Below are 15678 nucleotides of genomic sequence, written 5' to 3'. Positions count from 1 at the left end.
TTCCACCGCCCACTCCTACCGTAGGACAATGTCGGAGTGCGATGCCTGTGGAAAGCAGGAGAACATGCCGTACCAGTGTGGGCACTGTGGCGGGACCTACTGTGCGGAACACAGACTGCCCGAGGCCCACGATTGCCCCGGACTGGATAACTGGAGCGATCCGGGCGGCGTGTTCGACAGCGGGTTCGACGAGAGTGTAAACACTGGCCAGACCTCCGGGGGCGGCGGCGTCGCCGACCGGCTCGGTATCGACACCGGACCCGGCGGGCCGCTGGCGTACTTCCGGGGGAACGTCACGTACCTGTTCCTGGCGATCATGGGTATCGTGTTCATCCTCGAACACGTCGTCATCCTTTCCCTCGGTCGCGAAGCCTTCCAGACGCTGTTCGTCCTCCATCCGAACAATCCAGAGTACGTCTGGACCTGGGTCACGTCGGTGTTCTCACACGCCCCATTTGGATTCTACCACATTTTCGGGAACGGGATTATCATCTACTTCTTCGGCCGACTCGTCGAGCAGCAGATCGGGTCGAAGAAGTTCGCGATTTTCTTCCTCGTGTCCGGCGCGCTGGCTGGCCTCGGACAGATCGCAATTCAGACCGTGCAGGGAACGTCCGCCGGCGTCCTCGGAGCCAGCGGTGCGGCGCTAGCTATCATGGCGTTCCTGACCGTCCTGAAGCCTGATCTCCGCGTGTACCTGTACTTCTTGATCCCGGTCCCGATCTGGGCGATCACCGGCTTCTACTTCCTGTTGAGCATCTTCGGGTCGCTCAATCCGATGGGGGCCGGCCTGCTCGGCGGGAACGTCGCCCACCTCGCCCACCTCATCGGCCTCGTCATCGGCCTCTGGTACGGCCAGAAAATCAAGGGGCAGACCCGGATGCCCGGCCAGATTCAGTTCGGCGGTGGCGGCGGCCCAGGCGGCCCCGGTGGCCCGGGCGGTCCCGGCGGTCCGGGCCGGCGTCGTCCGTGACGATGGACCCAGTTCGCCCCGATTTCATCCCCGACCCGTCGCTATCTCAGGCGGAGATGGAGGCGCTGCAACGCGACATTGCCGAGGTCGCGCGGTTCGAGGACGACCTGGATGTCTCGCCAGCGGCCATCGCGTCCGCTGGGGATGCACCGGACGACGACCAGACGACGCTGAGCGCCAGCACCGACGACACAACGAACCCGCCGCTCGTCGCCGGCGTCGACCAGGCGTTCGTCGACGACAGAGCCGTCTCGGCTATCGTCGTACTACGGAACGGCGAGGTCATCGAGCGGGTCAGCGCCGTCGAGCGAACCGAGATTCCATACATTCCCGGCCTGCTGTCGTTCCGCGAAGGCGGCGCAATCCTGGCCGCGTTCGCGGAGTTGGAGGCCGACCCGGACGTGGTACTCGTCGACGGCAGCGGTCGAATCCACTTTCGGGAGGCCGGCCTGGCGACACACATCGGCATCACACTGGACGTACCGACCGTCGGTGTCGCCAAGAGCCTCCTCTGTGGCGCGCCGGAGCAGTCCCTCGACGAGACGTACCCGGAAGGGACGCGGATTCCGATTGCAGCCGACGACAGCGTCGAGACCTGTCCCGACGGGACGGTCATCGGCCACGCACTCCAGACGCGGCAGTACGACTCGCCGAACCGGTATATCAATCCACTTATCGTCAGCCCCGGCCATCGCGTCAGCGCAAGTACGGCGGCGGACATCGTCGAAGCCACCGCCGACGGCTACAAGCTCCCCGAGCCGACCCGGGTGGCCGACAGCTACGCCGACGAGGCAAAGGCAGCCGTGAATAATCCGTCCGAATAACCGACAGTATAACTTCCCGGGGTGTGTTCTCCCGGCCAACACATGGCGAAGACGGTGCTGATTACGGGTGCGTCCTCGGGTATCGGGCGGGCGAGTGCCGAGGCGTTCCTGGCCGACGACTGGACTGTCTGGGCGACCGCCCGCGAGGAATCGGACATCGAAGACCTCGGCGAAGACGGCTGTGAGACTGCCGAACTCGACGTGACGAACCCGCGCGAATGCGAGCGGGTCGTCGAGGCGCTCATCGAGGCCGAGGGACGGCTCGACTGCCTGGTGAACAACGCCGGCTACCCGCAGTTCGGCGCGGTCGAGGACGTGTCGACGGCGGCGCTCCACGAACAGTTCGACGTGAACCTCTACGGCCCGCACCGACTCATCCGCGAAGCGCTCCCGCATATGCGTGCCCGGGAGAACGGGACCATCGTCAACGTCTCCAGCGTCGCAGGCCGTATCGCGTTCCCGAATCAGGGTGGCTACGCCGCTTCGAAGTTCGCCCTGGAGGGGCTCAGCGACGCGCTCCGGATGGAGGTCGAGGAGTTCGGCATCGACGTGGTGCTCGTCGAACCCGGACCGGTGGAGACCAACTTCGACGACCGCGCCGAGGAAGAACTCGACGAGCTCGACAAGTCCGGCGCGTACGACTGGCTGTACCAGGCCCACGAGGATTCGAACCTCGTCGGCATCCAGGACGCGCTGTCGGTCACGCCCGGCACGGTCGCGCTGACTATCCGTGACGCCGCCAGCGCCAGCGACCCCGAGCCGCGGTATCCCGTCGGTCAGGGCGCACAACTGCTTCTCATGCTCGATTACCTGCCGGCGCGGTGGCGCGACGCGGCCTTTGGCGTCATCCGGAAACTGACGAGTTAAGCAACGACTGCCGCCCGATACACCAATCCGTCTCAGTCCAGACAGGCCGCCACAACCGACAGCAACCGCTCGCCGCGCACTTCCTCGGCGAACAGCGGGACGCGGCGCACATCGTGGCCGCGGAACATGTCCTGTGACCGGGCCAGCGCGTCCTGCTGGACCTGCCAGCGCCGGGCACAGAACTCGCAGTCGGCGTGGTTCGGGCCGGCGATGTCTACGTCCTCGCCGAGCACTTCGCTCGGGTCCTGCATCACCCGGTTGACGACGACGGTGCTGACGGGAATGTTGAACTCGCCGAGCTGGGCGAGCAGTCGCTCGGACTCGACGACTGAGAGTTCTTCGGGCACCATCACGATGCGGAAGTCCGTCTTCCGGGGGTCCTGCAGAATCGACCGCAGGTGCTCGATCCGGTCCGACAGTTCCTGCAGGTCTTCGATGCCGGCCTCAGCATCCACGTCTTGGTCGTCGCCGAACATGCCGGTGAGATTGTCCATCATCCCCGAAAACCGCTCGCGGAGCTGGAGAATCTTCCCGACCATCGAATCCATCGTCTCGGGGAGTTCCAGCAGTCGGAGTGTGTGACCGGTCGGGGCGGTGTCGATGACGACGCGGTCGAAGCGGTCGTCGTCGACGTAATCCAGCAGGAGGCGGAGGGCCGCGGCCTCGTCAGCCCCGGGCATCGACCCGCCGAGGAGTCCCTCTTCGCCGCCGATGGGGTCCTCGGCCTGACCTGCGCCTGCTGCGCCGCCTGCGCCACCGCCGAACATGCCGTCGCCGCCGAGCAGTTCGCCCACGCCGCCGAGTGCGTCCTCTTCGACGCCGAGCGGCCCTTCACCGACAGCGGCCTCCGGGTCGATCTCCGCGGCGTACAGCGGGATGTCCTCGCGGATGCGCGTCGGTGTCGCCGGGATGTCCGCCTCCAGCGTGTCCGACAGCGAGTGTGCGGGGTCCGTAGAGACGACGAGCGTCGCCGTGTCGTCTCGCGCGGAGGCAAGCGCTGTGGCGGCGGCACACGTCGTCTTGCCGACGCCGCCTTTCCCGCCGTAGAGGACGTACTCCGCCGCGTCGATTCCCGCGGGTGCGTCGATGTCGTCGACCGCCTCGACGTCGAGTTCGCTCATGCCAGAAGCTACGCTCGTCCGGCCTTGAGTACTTCCCGAAAAGGAGTTGTCCTACTGCCTCGAGGAACGCGCTTCGCGGACATCCGCGCCGTCCCGGAGTTTGTCCTCGCAGTTCGGACAGACCCGGGGGCCATGGCCTTCGACGGCTTCTGGTGTAAAAACCCGTACGTACTGCTCGGTTACGAACTCGCCGCAGTTCTGACACTCGGGCATCTATAGGTACACTCGTTCCACGATGTAAATGCTTTCCGCTGACAACGAAATCTTCCGGTTAATCAACAGGCGGCACTACTGGTGGTCGGCCCAGAACGAATCTAGTTGGCTCGCGAGGAAATCGGGTGTCATCCGGGTGAACTCCTCACGCTCGCCAGCGGGCAGGTACTGATACACCGAATGGCGCGCGTCCGACGTGTATCGGCGGCCGACTAGCGCCCGCACGCCGACCTCGTCGACACCGCGGATGACGCGACCGATGGCCTGGCGCGCGCGCCGCACGGCCGGCACTGTCAGGGCGTACTCGAAGGCGTTGTCCTCGCCGAAGGCGTCGCCGTATGCTCGCTGGACACCCCGGACGCGGGGCGACCCGATATTCACCAGCGGGATGCCCACGACGGCACAGGTCGATAGCTTCTCGCCGTCGTAGTCGACACCCTCCGTCAGCGTTCCGCGCGTCGACGTGACCATGACTTTCCCGTCGCCGCTGAAGAACTCGCGTTTCAGCCGTTCGGTCTCCTCGTTGCTCGATGACTCGTCCACGAGGACCGACTTCTCGACGGCTTCTTGCAGGTATGCGCCGGCCCAGCGCGCTTCCCGATAGTTCGGCATCGCTATCATCACATTTCCGGGTGAGCGACCCAGCGCGCGCAGCGCCTGGGCGTACTCATCACGCGTCGGGTTCCAGCTGTCACCGAGCGGCCGCATCGTCTCGGGATCGCCGCGGTTGCGCGCGGTAAACGGCGTCGCATCGACGAGATACGACGCCCGGTTCTCGGACGGGAACGGCAGATCGTACGTGGTCGTGCGGACCGGTCGTCCGTCGCCGGAATCCTCGTCGGGGGCCGTCGACCCCGTCTCGGCCATCGAGTCCAGCCCGGAAACGCGGGTGAACACGTCCAGCGGCTCCAGCGTCGCGCTCATCAGGATACCGCCCCCGAGGTCGTCGAAGACGTTCCGCAGGGCCGTCGCGGGCATGCAGTTGTAACACAGCAGGCCCGGCGTGTACACGGTCTGGTAGTCGGCGTCGAGGCTCTGCCCGTGATTGGGCGAGTGCTCCAGTTCGATCTCCCGGAGGAACGTCGCGTGGTCGCGCTCCCACCACTGCCCGGCCAGCACGCCGACGGCGGCACAGACCGGCTGGCGGGTCAGCCCGAGCTGGTCGATCGCGTCCTCGACGGCGGCCCCGACCTGGGACAGCGAGCGCCAGAGCGACCCGTCGTAGCCCTTGCGCTCGGCCCACTCGGTCAGTTCGTCCTGCTCGACCGTGTCGGGGTCCCGCAGCGGGATTTCGCGGTCGTGCTCCGGCAGGGTCGACGGGTCCGCACGCCACCCCTCGTGTTCGGCGTCGAGAAACGCCTCGACGCGGTCGTCGAGCCACCGCACGAGGTCATCGTAGAACTTCCGGGCCTGGTCGACTGCGTCCAGCGGGACCTCGCGGGCCGACAGTACCTCGCGGACCTGCGCCTTGTGGTCGGCGCTCTGCTGGGCGCGCTGGATGAGCGTCGTGCAGTCGTTGCGCGCCTGGACGATGGTCTGGCGACCCAGGCGGTCCGACAGGAGGTCCCGCACGCGCTCTTCGAGTCGGTGGGCCTCGTCGACGATGACGAGCGTCTGGTCGTCGAGCACGTCCGACAGCAGGGGTCGAGAGCCCGGGTCGAACAGGTGGTTGTAGTTCCCGACGATCACGTCGGCCTCAGAAAGCATGACGCTCATGACCCGGTGCGGGCAGGTCCCGCGCTCCGTCGCCGCCGGGAGGTAGTCGTCCATCGTTACGACGTGTTCCTCGCCGGCCGAGAAATCGACAGGCGACCCCTTGTTGCGGGCGTACCAATCGGCTTCGAACGGACAGTACAGCGGCGGGTCCGATCCGTCGGCCATCGACTCCGGGGCGGTCGGCTGGGCCTGTCGGTACGGCGAGTTCGCACCCGCTGTCGAGAGCGTGTTGTCGCCCAGCGTCGCCTGGTCGGCGGCGTCGGGACGCGCGACCGCGGCGAGGTCCTGGCCCTTCCGCGGGTCCCACCACTGGTCGTCGTCGGCCTCACCGGCGATTGCGGCGTCCGCGACGGCTGCGCCGTCCGAGCGCCCGCCGTCCTCGACCAGCCGCGCCGTCGCCTCCCTGAGGTCCTCACAGCGGTCGTGCGTGCTCACGTCGTCGGGGAACTGCCCTTCACGACCGTACGGGCAGAGGTCGCGCTTGCCGACCAGCGAGATACCGTCGAAGGGCTCCTCTATTCCAGCGTTGAGCGTCCGAAGGTCGTCGACGAACTGCTGGAGCTGCTGTTTGACCGGGGTGACGACGACCATCCGTTCGTACAAATCCGTATCGCGGACCAGCGTCGCGCCGGCGGTGAGCGCGGCCATCGTCTTGCCGGTCCCGCAGGGCCCCTCCATCGCGAGAAAGCCGCGCGCCTTGCCCGCCTCGATGGCTCGTTCGACGGCGTCAGCCTGGTTCTCGTATGGCTCGTCGAAGCCGAAGTACGTGCGCCAGGACTCCGTACCCGTCGAGGCGGGGTCTGCCATTGGGCCGGGATTAGTCGTCCCGGTATTTGAACCGCGGGGTTCGAGTCCATCGCCGTCGCTCCCGCTCTGTGTGAACAGTGTCGAGACCGCAATGAACGGAAAAACGGGCAGTGACTGACCGCCGCCCAGTCACTAGCACCGAGCCGTTAGTCCAGCAGGCCGAGATCGCTGAGTCGCTCGACGATAGTGTCGACGGCTTCCTCCGCGTCCTCCTTTCGCTTCCCGCCGGTGACGACGAGCTTCCCCGAACCGAACAGCAGCGCGACCACGTCGGGCTCGTCCAGTCGGTAGACGAGGCCCGGGAACTGCTCCGGCTCGTACTCGATGTTCTCGAGGCCGAGGCCGATTGCGATGGCGTTGAGGTTGAGCGAACTCCCGAGGTCCGCGGAACTGACAATGTTCTGGACGACGATTTCGGGGTCGTCGTCGACCTGGATGTTCAGGTCGCGGAGTTTGTCGAAGACGATACGCAGGCTCTGGTGGACGTCGTCCGTGGATTTCGCACCCGTGCAGACGATCTTGCCCGACCGGAAGATGAGCGCGGCGGATTTGGGGTCCTGTGTCCGATAGACGAGGCCCGGGAACTGCTCGGGGTCGTAGTCGGCCCCCTCCAGGTCCATCGCGACGCTCTCGAGGTCGAGTTCTTGTCCGATACCGGTCGAAGCAACGACATTTTCGATGTCAATGCTCTCTTTTGGGTCGACCATATAGTGTTTTAAATACCGGATTTAAATCATATAAACGTTTGTGATGCTGTGATTACTAGTCGTTCTTCGACCTCTACCGCGTCCGACAGATTCCATTCAAGTAGGGGCACGTCGGCCGAGCGACCCGCTGTGACTGTTTGTTCCGGCCCTGTAAGGACTGCCAGCCCGGCGGTCACTGGGCCGCTGAAAACGGAACTGTTCCGCTATACGGTCCGTCCGTCGTTGTCGACGACGCTCGCAAACGCCACGTTCTCCTGTACGGTCTCGATCTCGACGGTCGGCGAGTCGCCCGGTTCGCCGTCGGGGACGATGACGACGTAGCCCCGCTCGACCTTGGCGATGCCGTCGCCCTGGTCGCCCAGCGATTCGATGGTGACGTTTCGGATCTCGCCCTCGTCGACCGGTGGTTGCGGGACGCCGGTGTCGGCTCGCTCCGGGTCGGTATCCTGTGTGGGCGTCTGTGGCTGGGCTGGCGCCGACGAACCGGCATCGACCTGTGATAGCAGACCGACGCGGTAAGTCTCGCCCGGCGAAATCGCGCCGTGGGACACTTCGCTTTTCGGAATCTCGACAATATATCGGTCCCCGTCAGTCTCTACTCGCGCACTGAACAATGTACTGAGTGCATCTGGAACTTCGACCATAGCCTATTCTACGGCTCATGATAGATAATGGTCCTGCCCTGATGTGGTGAAAATTGCCGGCAGTTGGCGATCAGTCGTCGCTTTCGACGCGATTGGTGCCCGTACCGACCCCGGCCTCGTCAAGCAGTTCCGCCCTGTGCTCGTCTAGCAGCGGCGCGCGACCACCGGGCGAGGGCATGGTTTCGGTCATCTTTATCGGACTGCCGGCGATGGTTATCTGTTCGTCGGCGCCGGGCTGGTCGACATCGGTGAGCATCTCCCGGTCGTGGATGTGGGGGTCGTCGAAGATGTCGGCGGTGTTCTGGACCGGCGCGGCCGGCACGCGCCCTTCAAGCAGGTTGAGGAGCGTCTCCGAATCGATGGTGGCTGTCCAGTCGGCGATTTCGCGGCGCAGGGACTCGCGGTTCGCGATCCGACTGCCGGCGTCGGGGTAGTCCGCGGCGAGGTCTGGACGCTCCATCGCCTCGCACAGCGTCTCCCAGTGGCCGTCGGCAAACGCCGCGATGACGACGTGGCCGTCGGCGGCCTCGAAGGAGTCGTACGGGAACAGCGTCGGGTGAGAGTTCCCCTGCCGGGTCGGCGACTCGCCGTCACAGGAGTACTGGTACACCGTTCGCTCACACAGCGACACCATCGAGTCGTACATCGCCGTATCGACGTACTGCCCCTCGCCAGTGCGTTCGCGGTGATGCACGGCCGCGAGGATACCGACGGCGTTCAGCACGGCAGTGAAGAGGTCGCCGACGCCGGGGCCGACCTTCGTCGGCGGGCCGTCCGACTGCCCCGTGATTTCCATGACCCCGCCCAGCGCCTGCGCGATGAGGTCGAACGAGGGCTGGCCCTGCCGGTGGGTTTCGCCCGTCCGCGGGTCGCCAAAGCCCCGGATGGAGGAGTAGATGAGGTCCGGGTTGTGTTCCCGCAGCGTCTCGTAGCCGCAGTCGAACTTCTCCATCGTGCCGGCCTTGAAGTTCTCGACCACCACGTCTGCGCGCTCAACGAGCGAAAGGAACGCCTCGCGATCTTCATCGGTCCCCAGATCGAGTTCGAGCGAGCGTTTCCCGCGGTTGACGCTCTGGAAGTAGCCGCCGTAGGCTTCTTCGTCACCGTCGCTCACGAACGGCGGGTTCGACCTGATGAGGTCGCCGCCGGGGCGTTCGACCTTTACCACGTCCGCGCCCATGTCTGCGAGCAACATCGTACAGTACGGTCCGGCGAGGACCTGTGTCAGGTCGAGCACACGCAAGTCGTCAAGCGCACCCATGGGAAAACCACGACGGGGCGGCCGCATAAACCTTCTTGAATGTCCGTTATAAATTCCTTAAGGCCATATTATCATGAAAGACCATTAGGTTTATCACTACCCGCCGATGACGGGGTAGTACATGCCCCGGACCGTTATCCTCGGCGTGATTGGCTCCGACGCGCACGTCGTCGGCATCACGATTCTAGAGCAGGCGCTCTCGGCCGCTGGCTTCGAGGTCATCAACCTCGGCGTCCAGACGTCACAGGACGAGTTCGTCTCCGCCGCGAAATCTCACGACGCCGAGGCAGTACTGGTATCCTCCCTGTACGGGCACGCCCGTCAGGACTGTGAGGGGCTTCACGACGAGCTCGACGACGCCGGGCTCGACGTGCTCACCTACGTCGGCGGGAATCTCGCTGTCGGACAGTCCGACTTCGAGGAGACGCAGGCGACCTTCCGACAGATGGGTTTCGACCGCGTCTTCGACGCGGAGACGGACCCGGAGGAGGCAATCGAGATGCTCCGCGAAGACTTGCAGCTATCCACAACAGAGGCGGAGCAGATCAGGGTTGACGGGTGACTATGCCAACTGACGAGCGACTCAGCGACGACCAGCTACAGCGCATCGCAAACGAACTCAGGGACAACTGGCACACGGGCCGGGAAGTCGACTTCGAGGAGGCCATCGCCTTCCACGAGTCGCTGCCGGCCTCGAAGCAGTTCGCCCAAGTGCTGGAGTCCGCCGACCAGCCGCTCCTCCAGCCGCGAGCGGGCGTCCCTTGCCTCGAAGAACAGATCGACCTGCTGCGGTATCTACAGGACGAGGGCGGTGCGGACCTCCTGCCGACGACCATCGACTCGTACACGCGCGACAACGAGTACGAGAAGGCCGAGGAGGGACTGGCCGCCTCCCGCGGCAGCGACGAGAACGAACTGAACGGCTTCCCCGCGGTGAACCACGGCGTCGAAGACTGCCGGCGGCTCATCCGGGCGCTCGACGCACCGGTCGAGGTCCGGCACGGCACGCCTGACGCCCGGCTACTGGCGATGGTCACGCTTGCCGGCGGCTTCCAGAGCTTCGAGGGCGGGCCGATTTCATACAACATTCCGTACACGAAGCGGCACGACCTCGCGACGACTATCGAGCACTGGCAGTTCGTCGACCGGCTCTGTGGGGCCTACACCGAGCGTGGCGTGACAATCAACCGCGAACCGTTCGGCCCGCTGACGGGCACGCTCGTCCCACCGAGCATCGCCATCGCGGTGATGCTCGTCGAAGGCGAGCTTGCTGCGACACAGGGCGTCCGGTCGCTCACGCTGGGCTACGGGCAGGTCGGAAACCTCGTGCAGGACGTGGCGGCGCTGCGCGCCCTGCGGAAGCTCGGTAACGAGTACCTCCGCGACGAGGTGACCGTCACGACCGTCTTCCACGAGTGGATGGGCGGCTTCCCGCCGGACGAGGCCCGCGCTAACGGCGTCATCAGTCTCGGCGGCGCGACGGCAGCCGTCGCCCAGCCGGACAAAGTCATCACGAAGTCCGCCCAGGAGTTCCAGGGCGTGCCGACGAAGGAGGCCAACGCGGCCGGGTTGCGGACGACGAGACAGCTTATCGATATGATGATCGAACAGGATATCGACCTCGGGGGTATCGACGAGGAACAGGCGCTCATCGAACGGGAGACACGGGCGCTGATGGACGCTATCTACGAGGCCGGCGACGGCGACGTTGCACAGGGGGTCATCAACGCCTTCGACAGCGGCGCGCTGGATGTTCCCTTTGCGCCCAGCGACGCCGCCAAGGGCGCGGTGCTGCCGGCCCGAGACGATGACGGCCGGGTCCGCATCTTCGAGTTCGCGGACCTCGCGCTCCCGGACGACATCAAGGAGATCCACGCCGCGCGGCTCGGCGAGCGGGCCGAGACCGAAGGCCGCGACCAGTCGTTCCGGATGGTCGCCGACGACGTGGACGCCATCAGCGACGGGAAGCTCATCGGCCGTCCGACCGGCGACAACAGCCCCGCAGGGGGTGCCAGCGATGCGGATTGAGGACGTTCGAACGGTTCCGGGCCTCTCCGGGTTCTTCTTCGACGACCAGCGGGCCATCAAGGACGGGGCGACCCAGAGCGGGTTCGCCTACGACGGCCAGCCGGTTACAGAAGGGTTCGACCGCATCCGCGAGGCCGGCGAGGCGCTCATCGTGGAAATCGAACTCGCCGACGGCTCCATTGCGACAGGCGACTGCGCCGCAGTCCAGTACTCCGGGGCCGGCGGGCGCGACCCGCTGTTCAGGGCCGAGAAGTACCGCCCCGTCGTCGAGGGCCCGGTCGCCGACGCGCTCCGCGGACAGGACGCGACGCAGTTCGGGGCCAACGCGACGATGCTTGAGGAGATGGACGCACAGCGGTCGGGCGGCGACCAGCTCCACACTGCGGTTCGGTACGGCGTTTCGCAGGCGCTGTTGAACGCCGCCGCGCAAGCGCGGGGAGTGACGCCGACGGACGTGCTCGCAGACACCTACGACACCGAGCCGGCGACCTCGCCGGTCCCGGTGTTCGGGCAATCGGGCGACGAGCGCCGTATCAACGCCGAGAAGATGCTCATCAAGGGCGTTCCGGTCCTGCCCCATGGCCTGTTCAACAGCGTCGAGAAGGTCGGCGAGAACGGCGAGGGGCTGCGCGACTACCTCGCCTGGCTCTCGGACCGGGCCACGGCGCTCGGGCCGGAGCCGTACTCGCCGCGCTTCCACGTCGACGTGTACGGCATCCTCGGGAAGGTGTTCGGGCCGCCGTACGACCGGACCGAAGTTACCGACTACTTCGAAACGCTGCGGGAGGCTGCCGCACCGTACCCCCTTCAGGTCGAGGGGCCAATGGACGCTGGCGGCCGGCAGGCACAGATAACCGCGATGGCCGAACTCCGCGAGGGACTGGCCGACGCCGGCGTCGATGTGGACATCGTCGCCGACGAGTGGTGCAACACCTTCGAGGACGTGCAGGCGTTCGTCGACGCGGAAGCGGCCGACTTGGTCCAGATTAAGACGCCGGACCTCGGCGGCATCCAGCGCTCGGCCGAAGCGGTGCTGTACTGCGATGGCACGGACACCCGGGCCTACGTCGGCGGGACGTGCAACGAGACCGTGACTTCCGCGCGGGCCTGTGCCCACGTCGCACTGGCGACCGATGCCGCCCAAGTGCTGGCGAAACCCGGAATGGGCTTCGACGAGGGGTTCATGGTCGTCACGAACGAAATGCGGCGGGCGCTTGCCAGGCGAGACGCCGCCCGGGAGGTGCCAGCCGATGACTGACTGGTCTGACCCCGACGCGCTGGACCTCTCGGACGGCGAGACGTTCGACTCGCTGCTTGACCGGGCCGATACCAGGGAGAAGGGCCACTTCTTCGAGTTCTTCGCGGAGGGCGACGAACTCGCTCACGACCCCGGTCTCCGACTCTCCCACCACGGCAGCGAGCAGTGGATGGGCCAGACACTCAATCACGACCCGGCGTACTGGCGGGCAGACACCGCCCGCGAGCGCGGCTTCGAGGAGCGCCCGGTTCACCCGGACTACCTGCTGGCGTGCGTGATGGGCATCACCGTCGAGGACCTCTCGGAGAAGGGCGGCTACTTCCTCGGCCGAGACGACGTGGAGTTCCACCAGCCCGCGACGGCCGGGACGCCGCTGTCGGTCACCTCGACCGTCGTCGACACCCGAACGTCCTCCTCCCGGCCGAAGTACGGCATCGTCACCTGGGAGACGGAGGGTCGGGACCGCGAGACTGGCGAGACGCTGGTCTCCTACCGGCGAACGAATATGATTCCGCGCCGCGAGCCTGCGGCGACCGACGGCGGCGCTGTCGGCGAACAGGACGAGGGCGGACCGGCAATGCCTGACACTCTCCTCTCGCCCGACGGCGAACGTTTCGGGGATTTCCAAGCGGCACTCGACACCGCCCGCGAGGAGAACGCCGCCGTCGCCTACCGCCACGAACGCGGGCGGACGATGGACGACCAGCTGGTCGCCGGCCTGCCGCTTTCGACGCTCAACACCGCTCGCCAGCACCACAACCGCGACGAGATGGCCGACTCGCCGTCGGGCGACATCGTCGCCTACGGCGACGTGACCCGCTCGATTGCGCTGGCCCACGCCCGCTCGGACGAGGCGACTTACCGCGAACAGCGGTTTGCTGACGAGCGGTTCCACGATTTCGTCACGCTGGGCGACACCGTCTACGGCTTCACCCGCGTCCTCGACTGCGACCCAGACGCCGGGCCGGAACGAGCCGGCGCGGTCACGTTCGAACACGTCGCGTTCAATCAGGAGCAGACCCCGGTCTACTCGGGCCGGCGAACCGCACACATTCAGCGACACCAATGACACGACTCTGCCGAACCTTCCAGACCGCACCGGCCGCGATACCGAACGACAACAGCGCGAAGTTCCTCGTCTCGGGACTCACCAGCGAGGGATTTCAGGCCCCCGACTGGCTCGTTCCCGACATTGAGGACGGCACCGCCCCGTCGATGAAAGACGAGGCCGTCGACAACATCGTCGAGCACGTCCCGGACCACGCCGACGACTTCGCCGGGGACATTCTCCCGCGGGTCGAGTGGGCCTACGACGACGCCGACGCCCGCGAGCGCGGCATCGAGCAGGTGACCCGCCTCGCGGCCGAGGTCGGCGAGGAACTGGACGGCTTCGTCTTCCCGAAGGTCGGCCGCCTCGACGACGTGCGCGACGCCGCGGGCGTCGTCGCCGACGCGGAGCGCGATGCCGGGCTTCCCGAGGGGACGCTGGAGATGGCGATCATTCTGGAGACCGCTCCCGGTCGCTCGGACCTTCGCGAGATCTGCCAGTACGCCACAGACTCCCGGCTCTCCGGGCTCGTGTTCGGGCCGGTGGACTACACAGCGGAACTCGGCGGCCGCGCGCTCAACGGCGAACGGCCCCGCTGGGACGGCCTGCTCGAAGCTCTCTCGAACGAGACGAGCGCCGCTGACATCGTCGCCATCGGCGGCCCCTTCGACCAGTTGTTCCACGAGCGCGCCGGCGTTACCTACTACAACGCCGAGGGGTACGCCGACCAGGTGGAACACGAGGCGACCATCGGCATCGACGGCTCGTGGTCGCTGCACCCCAAGCAGACCGAGCAGGCGAATCGCATCCACATGCCGACGGTGGAGGAACTGGAGCGAGACCTCCACAAGATCGAGTCGTTCAACGAGGCCAAGCGCGAGGGGACCGGCGCAGTCGTCGTCGACGGCCAGATGGTCGACGAAGCGACCTACAAGAACTTCGCCAACACCGTCAAAACCGTCCGGGCTATCGACGAAACCCATCCCGCCCAGACCGAGGAGTACTACGACGACGACCTGCTGGCGCGGGCGAAAGACGTCGAACTGATCTTCGGCTAAGCCGGCAGTCGCTTTTTACTCGAAATAGTTCGCCAGCCGTTGGGCTGCCTCGTCCACCCGAGGCGTCACGAGTGCGAATCGTATCCAGTCACGCCGAGACTCGCCGAAGGCCTCGCCGGGCATCCCGGCGACGCCGGCCTCGTCGATAAGTTCGTACACGTTCTCGAAGGAGCCCGGGAAGCCGGGGAACCGCGCCATCACGTAGAAGCCGCCATCGGGGCGGTTGTACTCGGCCCCGACTTCCGCCAGCGCAGCGCAAAAATCGTCGACGCGGTCTTCGAGTCGCCGTCGGCACGCGGCGTAGTAGTCGGGACTCGTGGTCTTCAGCGCCCGCAGGACGGCGTACTGCGCCGGCCGGCTCCCGGTAACGTTCGTGAGCATGTGCTGGGTGCGAGCGCGTTCCAGAAGTGCGCCGGTCGGGCCGTCCTCCGGCGGGAAGATTGCATAGCCGACCCGGAAGCCGGTGATCGCCATCGTTTTCGAGAGGGAGTTGGTGGCGACGACGTGGTCGGAGTCGGCGTGCAGCGCCGAACTGAACCGGCCCGCGTAGTCAAAGTGGTCGTACACCTCGTCGCTGAGCAGCAGCGCGTCGTACTCCTCGGCGATGGCTGCGAACTCGGCCATCGCGTCGGCGTCGTACACCGCGCCGGTAGGGTTGTTCGGCGAATTGACGACGATGACCGCCGTCTCCTCGCTTGCGGCCGCCCGAACGTCCGCGGGGTCCAGTCGGTTGCGCTCGTCGACTGGGACGAAGGAGATGTCCGCGCCGACGAAGTTTGCCCGGCCGGCGTAGTAGGGGTAGACCGGGTCCGTCAGGAGAATCTCGTTTCCGTCGAAGTGGTGGAGTCCGCCGGTCATCGCGAGGTGGTTTGCCTCACCCGCGCCGTTCGTGATGAGGACTCGGTTCCGGTCCACCCCACGCCGAGCGGCGATTTCATCGCGGAGGGGCGTCAGCCCGACGCTGGGCGGATACTGGTAGTCGTCGGCCGGAGCCTCGGCGTAGTCTCTGAGCCCGTCCCGAAGCCCCTCGGGCGGGTCCCAGTCGGGGTTGCCCGACACCATGTCCACCACGTCCCGGTCGGCCCGGGCCGCATACTGCATGACCCGGAAGAACTGGGGTTCCGTGTAGTCCATACCCGGTCTCGGGCTGCCG

15 protein-coding genes are annotated in these 15678 nt (G+C 66.3%); 8 read left to right on the top strand and 7 right to left on the bottom strand.

Annotated elements, in window-relative coordinates; translation table 11 throughout:
- The first annotated feature begins 28 nt into the window (after positions 1-28).
- The 3 genes from Har1131_RS11110 to Har1131_RS11100 are packed head-to-tail and all read left to right on the top strand — an operon-like array spanning position 29 to position 2664.
- On the top strand, positions 29-973 hold the full coding sequence (locus Har1131_RS11110; protein ID WP_050037963.1) for a rhomboid family intramembrane serine protease: 945 nt from the start codon (positions 29-31) through the stop codon (positions 971-973).
- 2 nt (positions 974-975) lie between these two features.
- Positions 976-1797, top strand: a complete 822-nt coding sequence (locus Har1131_RS11105; RefSeq protein WP_174878658.1) for an endonuclease V — start codon at positions 976-978, stop codon at positions 1795-1797.
- Between the two features lie 42 nt (positions 1798-1839).
- Positions 1840-2664 carry an SDR family oxidoreductase gene (locus Har1131_RS11100; RefSeq protein ID WP_050037964.1) on the top strand — a complete coding sequence of 275 codons (825 nt, stop codon included), beginning with the start codon at positions 1840-1842 and terminating at the stop codon, positions 2662-2664.
- Positions 2665-2696: 32 nt separating this feature from the next.
- Here the strand turns inward: Har1131_RS11100 and Har1131_RS11095 are convergent, their stop codons facing one another.
- The 6 genes from Har1131_RS11095 to mct all read right to left on the bottom strand — a co-directional run bounded on the left by Har1131_RS11095 (position 2697) and on the right by mct (position 9133).
- Positions 2697-3785: a TRC40/GET3/ArsA family transport-energizing ATPase gene (locus Har1131_RS11095; RefSeq protein ID WP_151103310.1), complete on the bottom strand. Its 1089-nt coding sequence runs from the start codon at positions 3783-3785 to the stop codon at positions 2697-2699.
- Between the two features lie 51 nt (positions 3786-3836).
- The gene (locus Har1131_RS21760) at positions 3837-3998 is read right to left on the bottom strand and encodes a hypothetical protein (RefSeq protein WP_004516852.1); all 162 of its coding nucleotides are present in this window, start codon (positions 3996-3998) and stop codon (positions 3837-3839) included.
- Between the two features lie 75 nt (positions 3999-4073).
- The gene (locus tag Har1131_RS11090) at positions 4074-6521 is read right to left on the bottom strand and encodes an ATP-dependent DNA helicase (protein ID WP_151103311.1); all 2448 of its coding nucleotides are present in this window, start codon (positions 6519-6521) and stop codon (positions 4074-4076) included.
- Between the two features lie 146 nt (positions 6522-6667).
- The gene (locus Har1131_RS11085) at positions 6668-7228 is read right to left on the bottom strand and encodes a TATA-box-binding protein (protein WP_004516850.1); all 561 of its coding nucleotides are present in this window, start codon (positions 7226-7228) and stop codon (positions 6668-6670) included.
- A gap of 203 nt (positions 7229-7431) precedes the next feature.
- A complete protein-coding gene (locus Har1131_RS11080) occupies positions 7432-7872 on the bottom strand; it encodes a TRAM domain-containing protein (protein ID WP_014040201.1) in 441 nt (146 codons plus the stop codon).
- 70 nt (positions 7873-7942) lie between these two features.
- Positions 7943-9133 carry a succinyl-CoA:mesaconate CoA-transferase gene (gene mct / locus Har1131_RS11075; RefSeq protein WP_050037966.1) on the bottom strand — a complete coding sequence of 397 codons (1191 nt, stop codon included), beginning with the start codon at positions 9131-9133 and terminating at the stop codon, positions 7943-7945.
- 121 nt (positions 9134-9254) lie between these two features.
- Here mct and glmS point away from each other — a divergent pair, with 121 nt between their 5' ends.
- The 5 genes from glmS to citE are packed head-to-tail and all read left to right on the top strand — an operon-like array spanning position 9255 to position 14525.
- On the top strand, positions 9255-9695 hold the full coding sequence (glmS, locus tag Har1131_RS11070) for a methylaspartate mutase subunit S (RefSeq protein ID WP_050037967.1): 441 nt from the start codon (positions 9255-9257) through the stop codon (positions 9693-9695).
- Between the two features lie 2 nt (positions 9696-9697).
- On the top strand, positions 9698-11161 hold the full coding sequence (locus Har1131_RS11065; protein WP_050037968.1) for a methylaspartate mutase subunit E: 1464 nt from the start codon (positions 9698-9700) through the stop codon (positions 11159-11161).
- Entirely contained in the window at positions 11151-12419 is a 1269-nt protein-coding gene (locus tag Har1131_RS11060; RefSeq protein WP_050037969.1) for a methylaspartate ammonia-lyase, read from the top strand. Before Har1131_RS11065 ends, Har1131_RS11060 begins: the two co-directional genes overlap by 11 nt.
- Positions 12412-13488: a 2-methylfumaryl-CoA hydratase gene (gene mch, locus Har1131_RS11055; protein WP_050037970.1), complete on the top strand. Its 1077-nt coding sequence runs from the start codon at positions 12412-12414 to the stop codon at positions 13486-13488. The genes Har1131_RS11060 and mch overlap by 8 nt, the downstream gene beginning before the upstream one ends.
- Positions 13485-14525 carry an L-malyl-CoA/beta-methylmalyl-CoA lyase gene (gene citE, locus Har1131_RS11050; protein WP_014040206.1) on the top strand — a complete coding sequence of 347 codons (1041 nt, stop codon included), beginning with the start codon at positions 13485-13487 and terminating at the stop codon, positions 14523-14525. The genes mch and citE overlap by 4 nt, the downstream gene beginning before the upstream one ends.
- Before the next feature lie 15 nt (positions 14526-14540).
- Here the strand turns inward: citE and Har1131_RS11045 are convergent, their stop codons facing one another.
- Positions 14541-15659, bottom strand: a complete 1119-nt coding sequence (locus tag Har1131_RS11045) for a pyridoxal phosphate-dependent aminotransferase (RefSeq protein ID WP_050037971.1) — start codon at positions 15657-15659, stop codon at positions 14541-14543.
- Positions 15660-15678: the final 19 nt, after the last annotated feature.

It is taken from the genome of Haloarcula sp. CBA1131, from assembly GCF_008728975.1.
GTDB lineage: Archaea > Halobacteriota > Halobacteria > Halobacteriales > Haloarculaceae > Haloarcula > Haloarcula hispanica.
This window is presented reverse-complemented; position numbering and strand designations above follow the sequence as displayed.

Excerpts from the sequence above, each read along its gene's own strand:
- Har1131_RS11110 (WP_050037963.1), top strand. The coding sequence starts at position 29 with ATGTCGGAGTGCGATGCCTGTGGAAAGCAGGAGAACATGCCGTACCAG.
- Har1131_RS11105 (WP_174878658.1), top strand. The coding sequence starts at position 976 with ATGGACCCAGTTCGCCCCGATTTCATCCCCGACCCGTCGCTATCTCAG.
- Har1131_RS11100 (WP_050037964.1), top strand. The coding sequence starts at position 1,840 with ATGGCGAAGACGGTGCTGATTACGGGTGCGTCCTCGGGTATCGGGCGG.
- Har1131_RS11095 (WP_151103310.1), bottom strand. The coding sequence starts at position 3,785 with ATGAGCGAACTCGACGTCGAGGCGGTCGACGACATCGACGCACCCGCG.
- Har1131_RS21760 (WP_004516852.1), bottom strand. The coding sequence starts at position 3,998 with ATGCCCGAGTGTCAGAACTGCGGCGAGTTCGTAACCGAGCAGTACGTA.
- Har1131_RS11090 (WP_151103311.1), bottom strand. The coding sequence starts at position 6,521 with ATGGCAGACCCCGCCTCGACGGGTACGGAGTCCTGGCGCACGTACTTC.
- Har1131_RS11085 (WP_004516850.1), bottom strand. The coding sequence starts at position 7,228 with ATGGTCGACCCAAAAGAGAGCATTGACATCGAAAATGTCGTTGCTTCG.
- Har1131_RS11080 (WP_014040201.1), bottom strand. The coding sequence starts at position 7,872 with ATGGTCGAAGTTCCAGATGCACTCAGTACATTGTTCAGTGCGCGAGTA.
- mct (WP_050037966.1), bottom strand. The coding sequence starts at position 9,133 with ATGGGTGCGCTTGACGACTTGCGTGTGCTCGACCTGACACAGGTCCTC.
- glmS (WP_050037967.1), top strand. The coding sequence starts at position 9,255 with ATGCCCCGGACCGTTATCCTCGGCGTGATTGGCTCCGACGCGCACGTC.
- Har1131_RS11065 (WP_050037968.1), top strand. The coding sequence starts at position 9,698 with ATGCCAACTGACGAGCGACTCAGCGACGACCAGCTACAGCGCATCGCA.
- Har1131_RS11060 (WP_050037969.1), top strand. The coding sequence starts at position 11,151 with ATGCGGATTGAGGACGTTCGAACGGTTCCGGGCCTCTCCGGGTTCTTC.
- mch (WP_050037970.1), top strand. The coding sequence starts at position 12,412 with ATGACTGACTGGTCTGACCCCGACGCGCTGGACCTCTCGGACGGCGAG.
- citE (WP_014040206.1), top strand. The coding sequence starts at position 13,485 with ATGACACGACTCTGCCGAACCTTCCAGACCGCACCGGCCGCGATACCG.
- Har1131_RS11045 (WP_050037971.1), bottom strand. The coding sequence starts at position 15,659 with ATGGACTACACGGAACCCCAGTTCTTCCGGGTCATGCAGTATGCGGCC.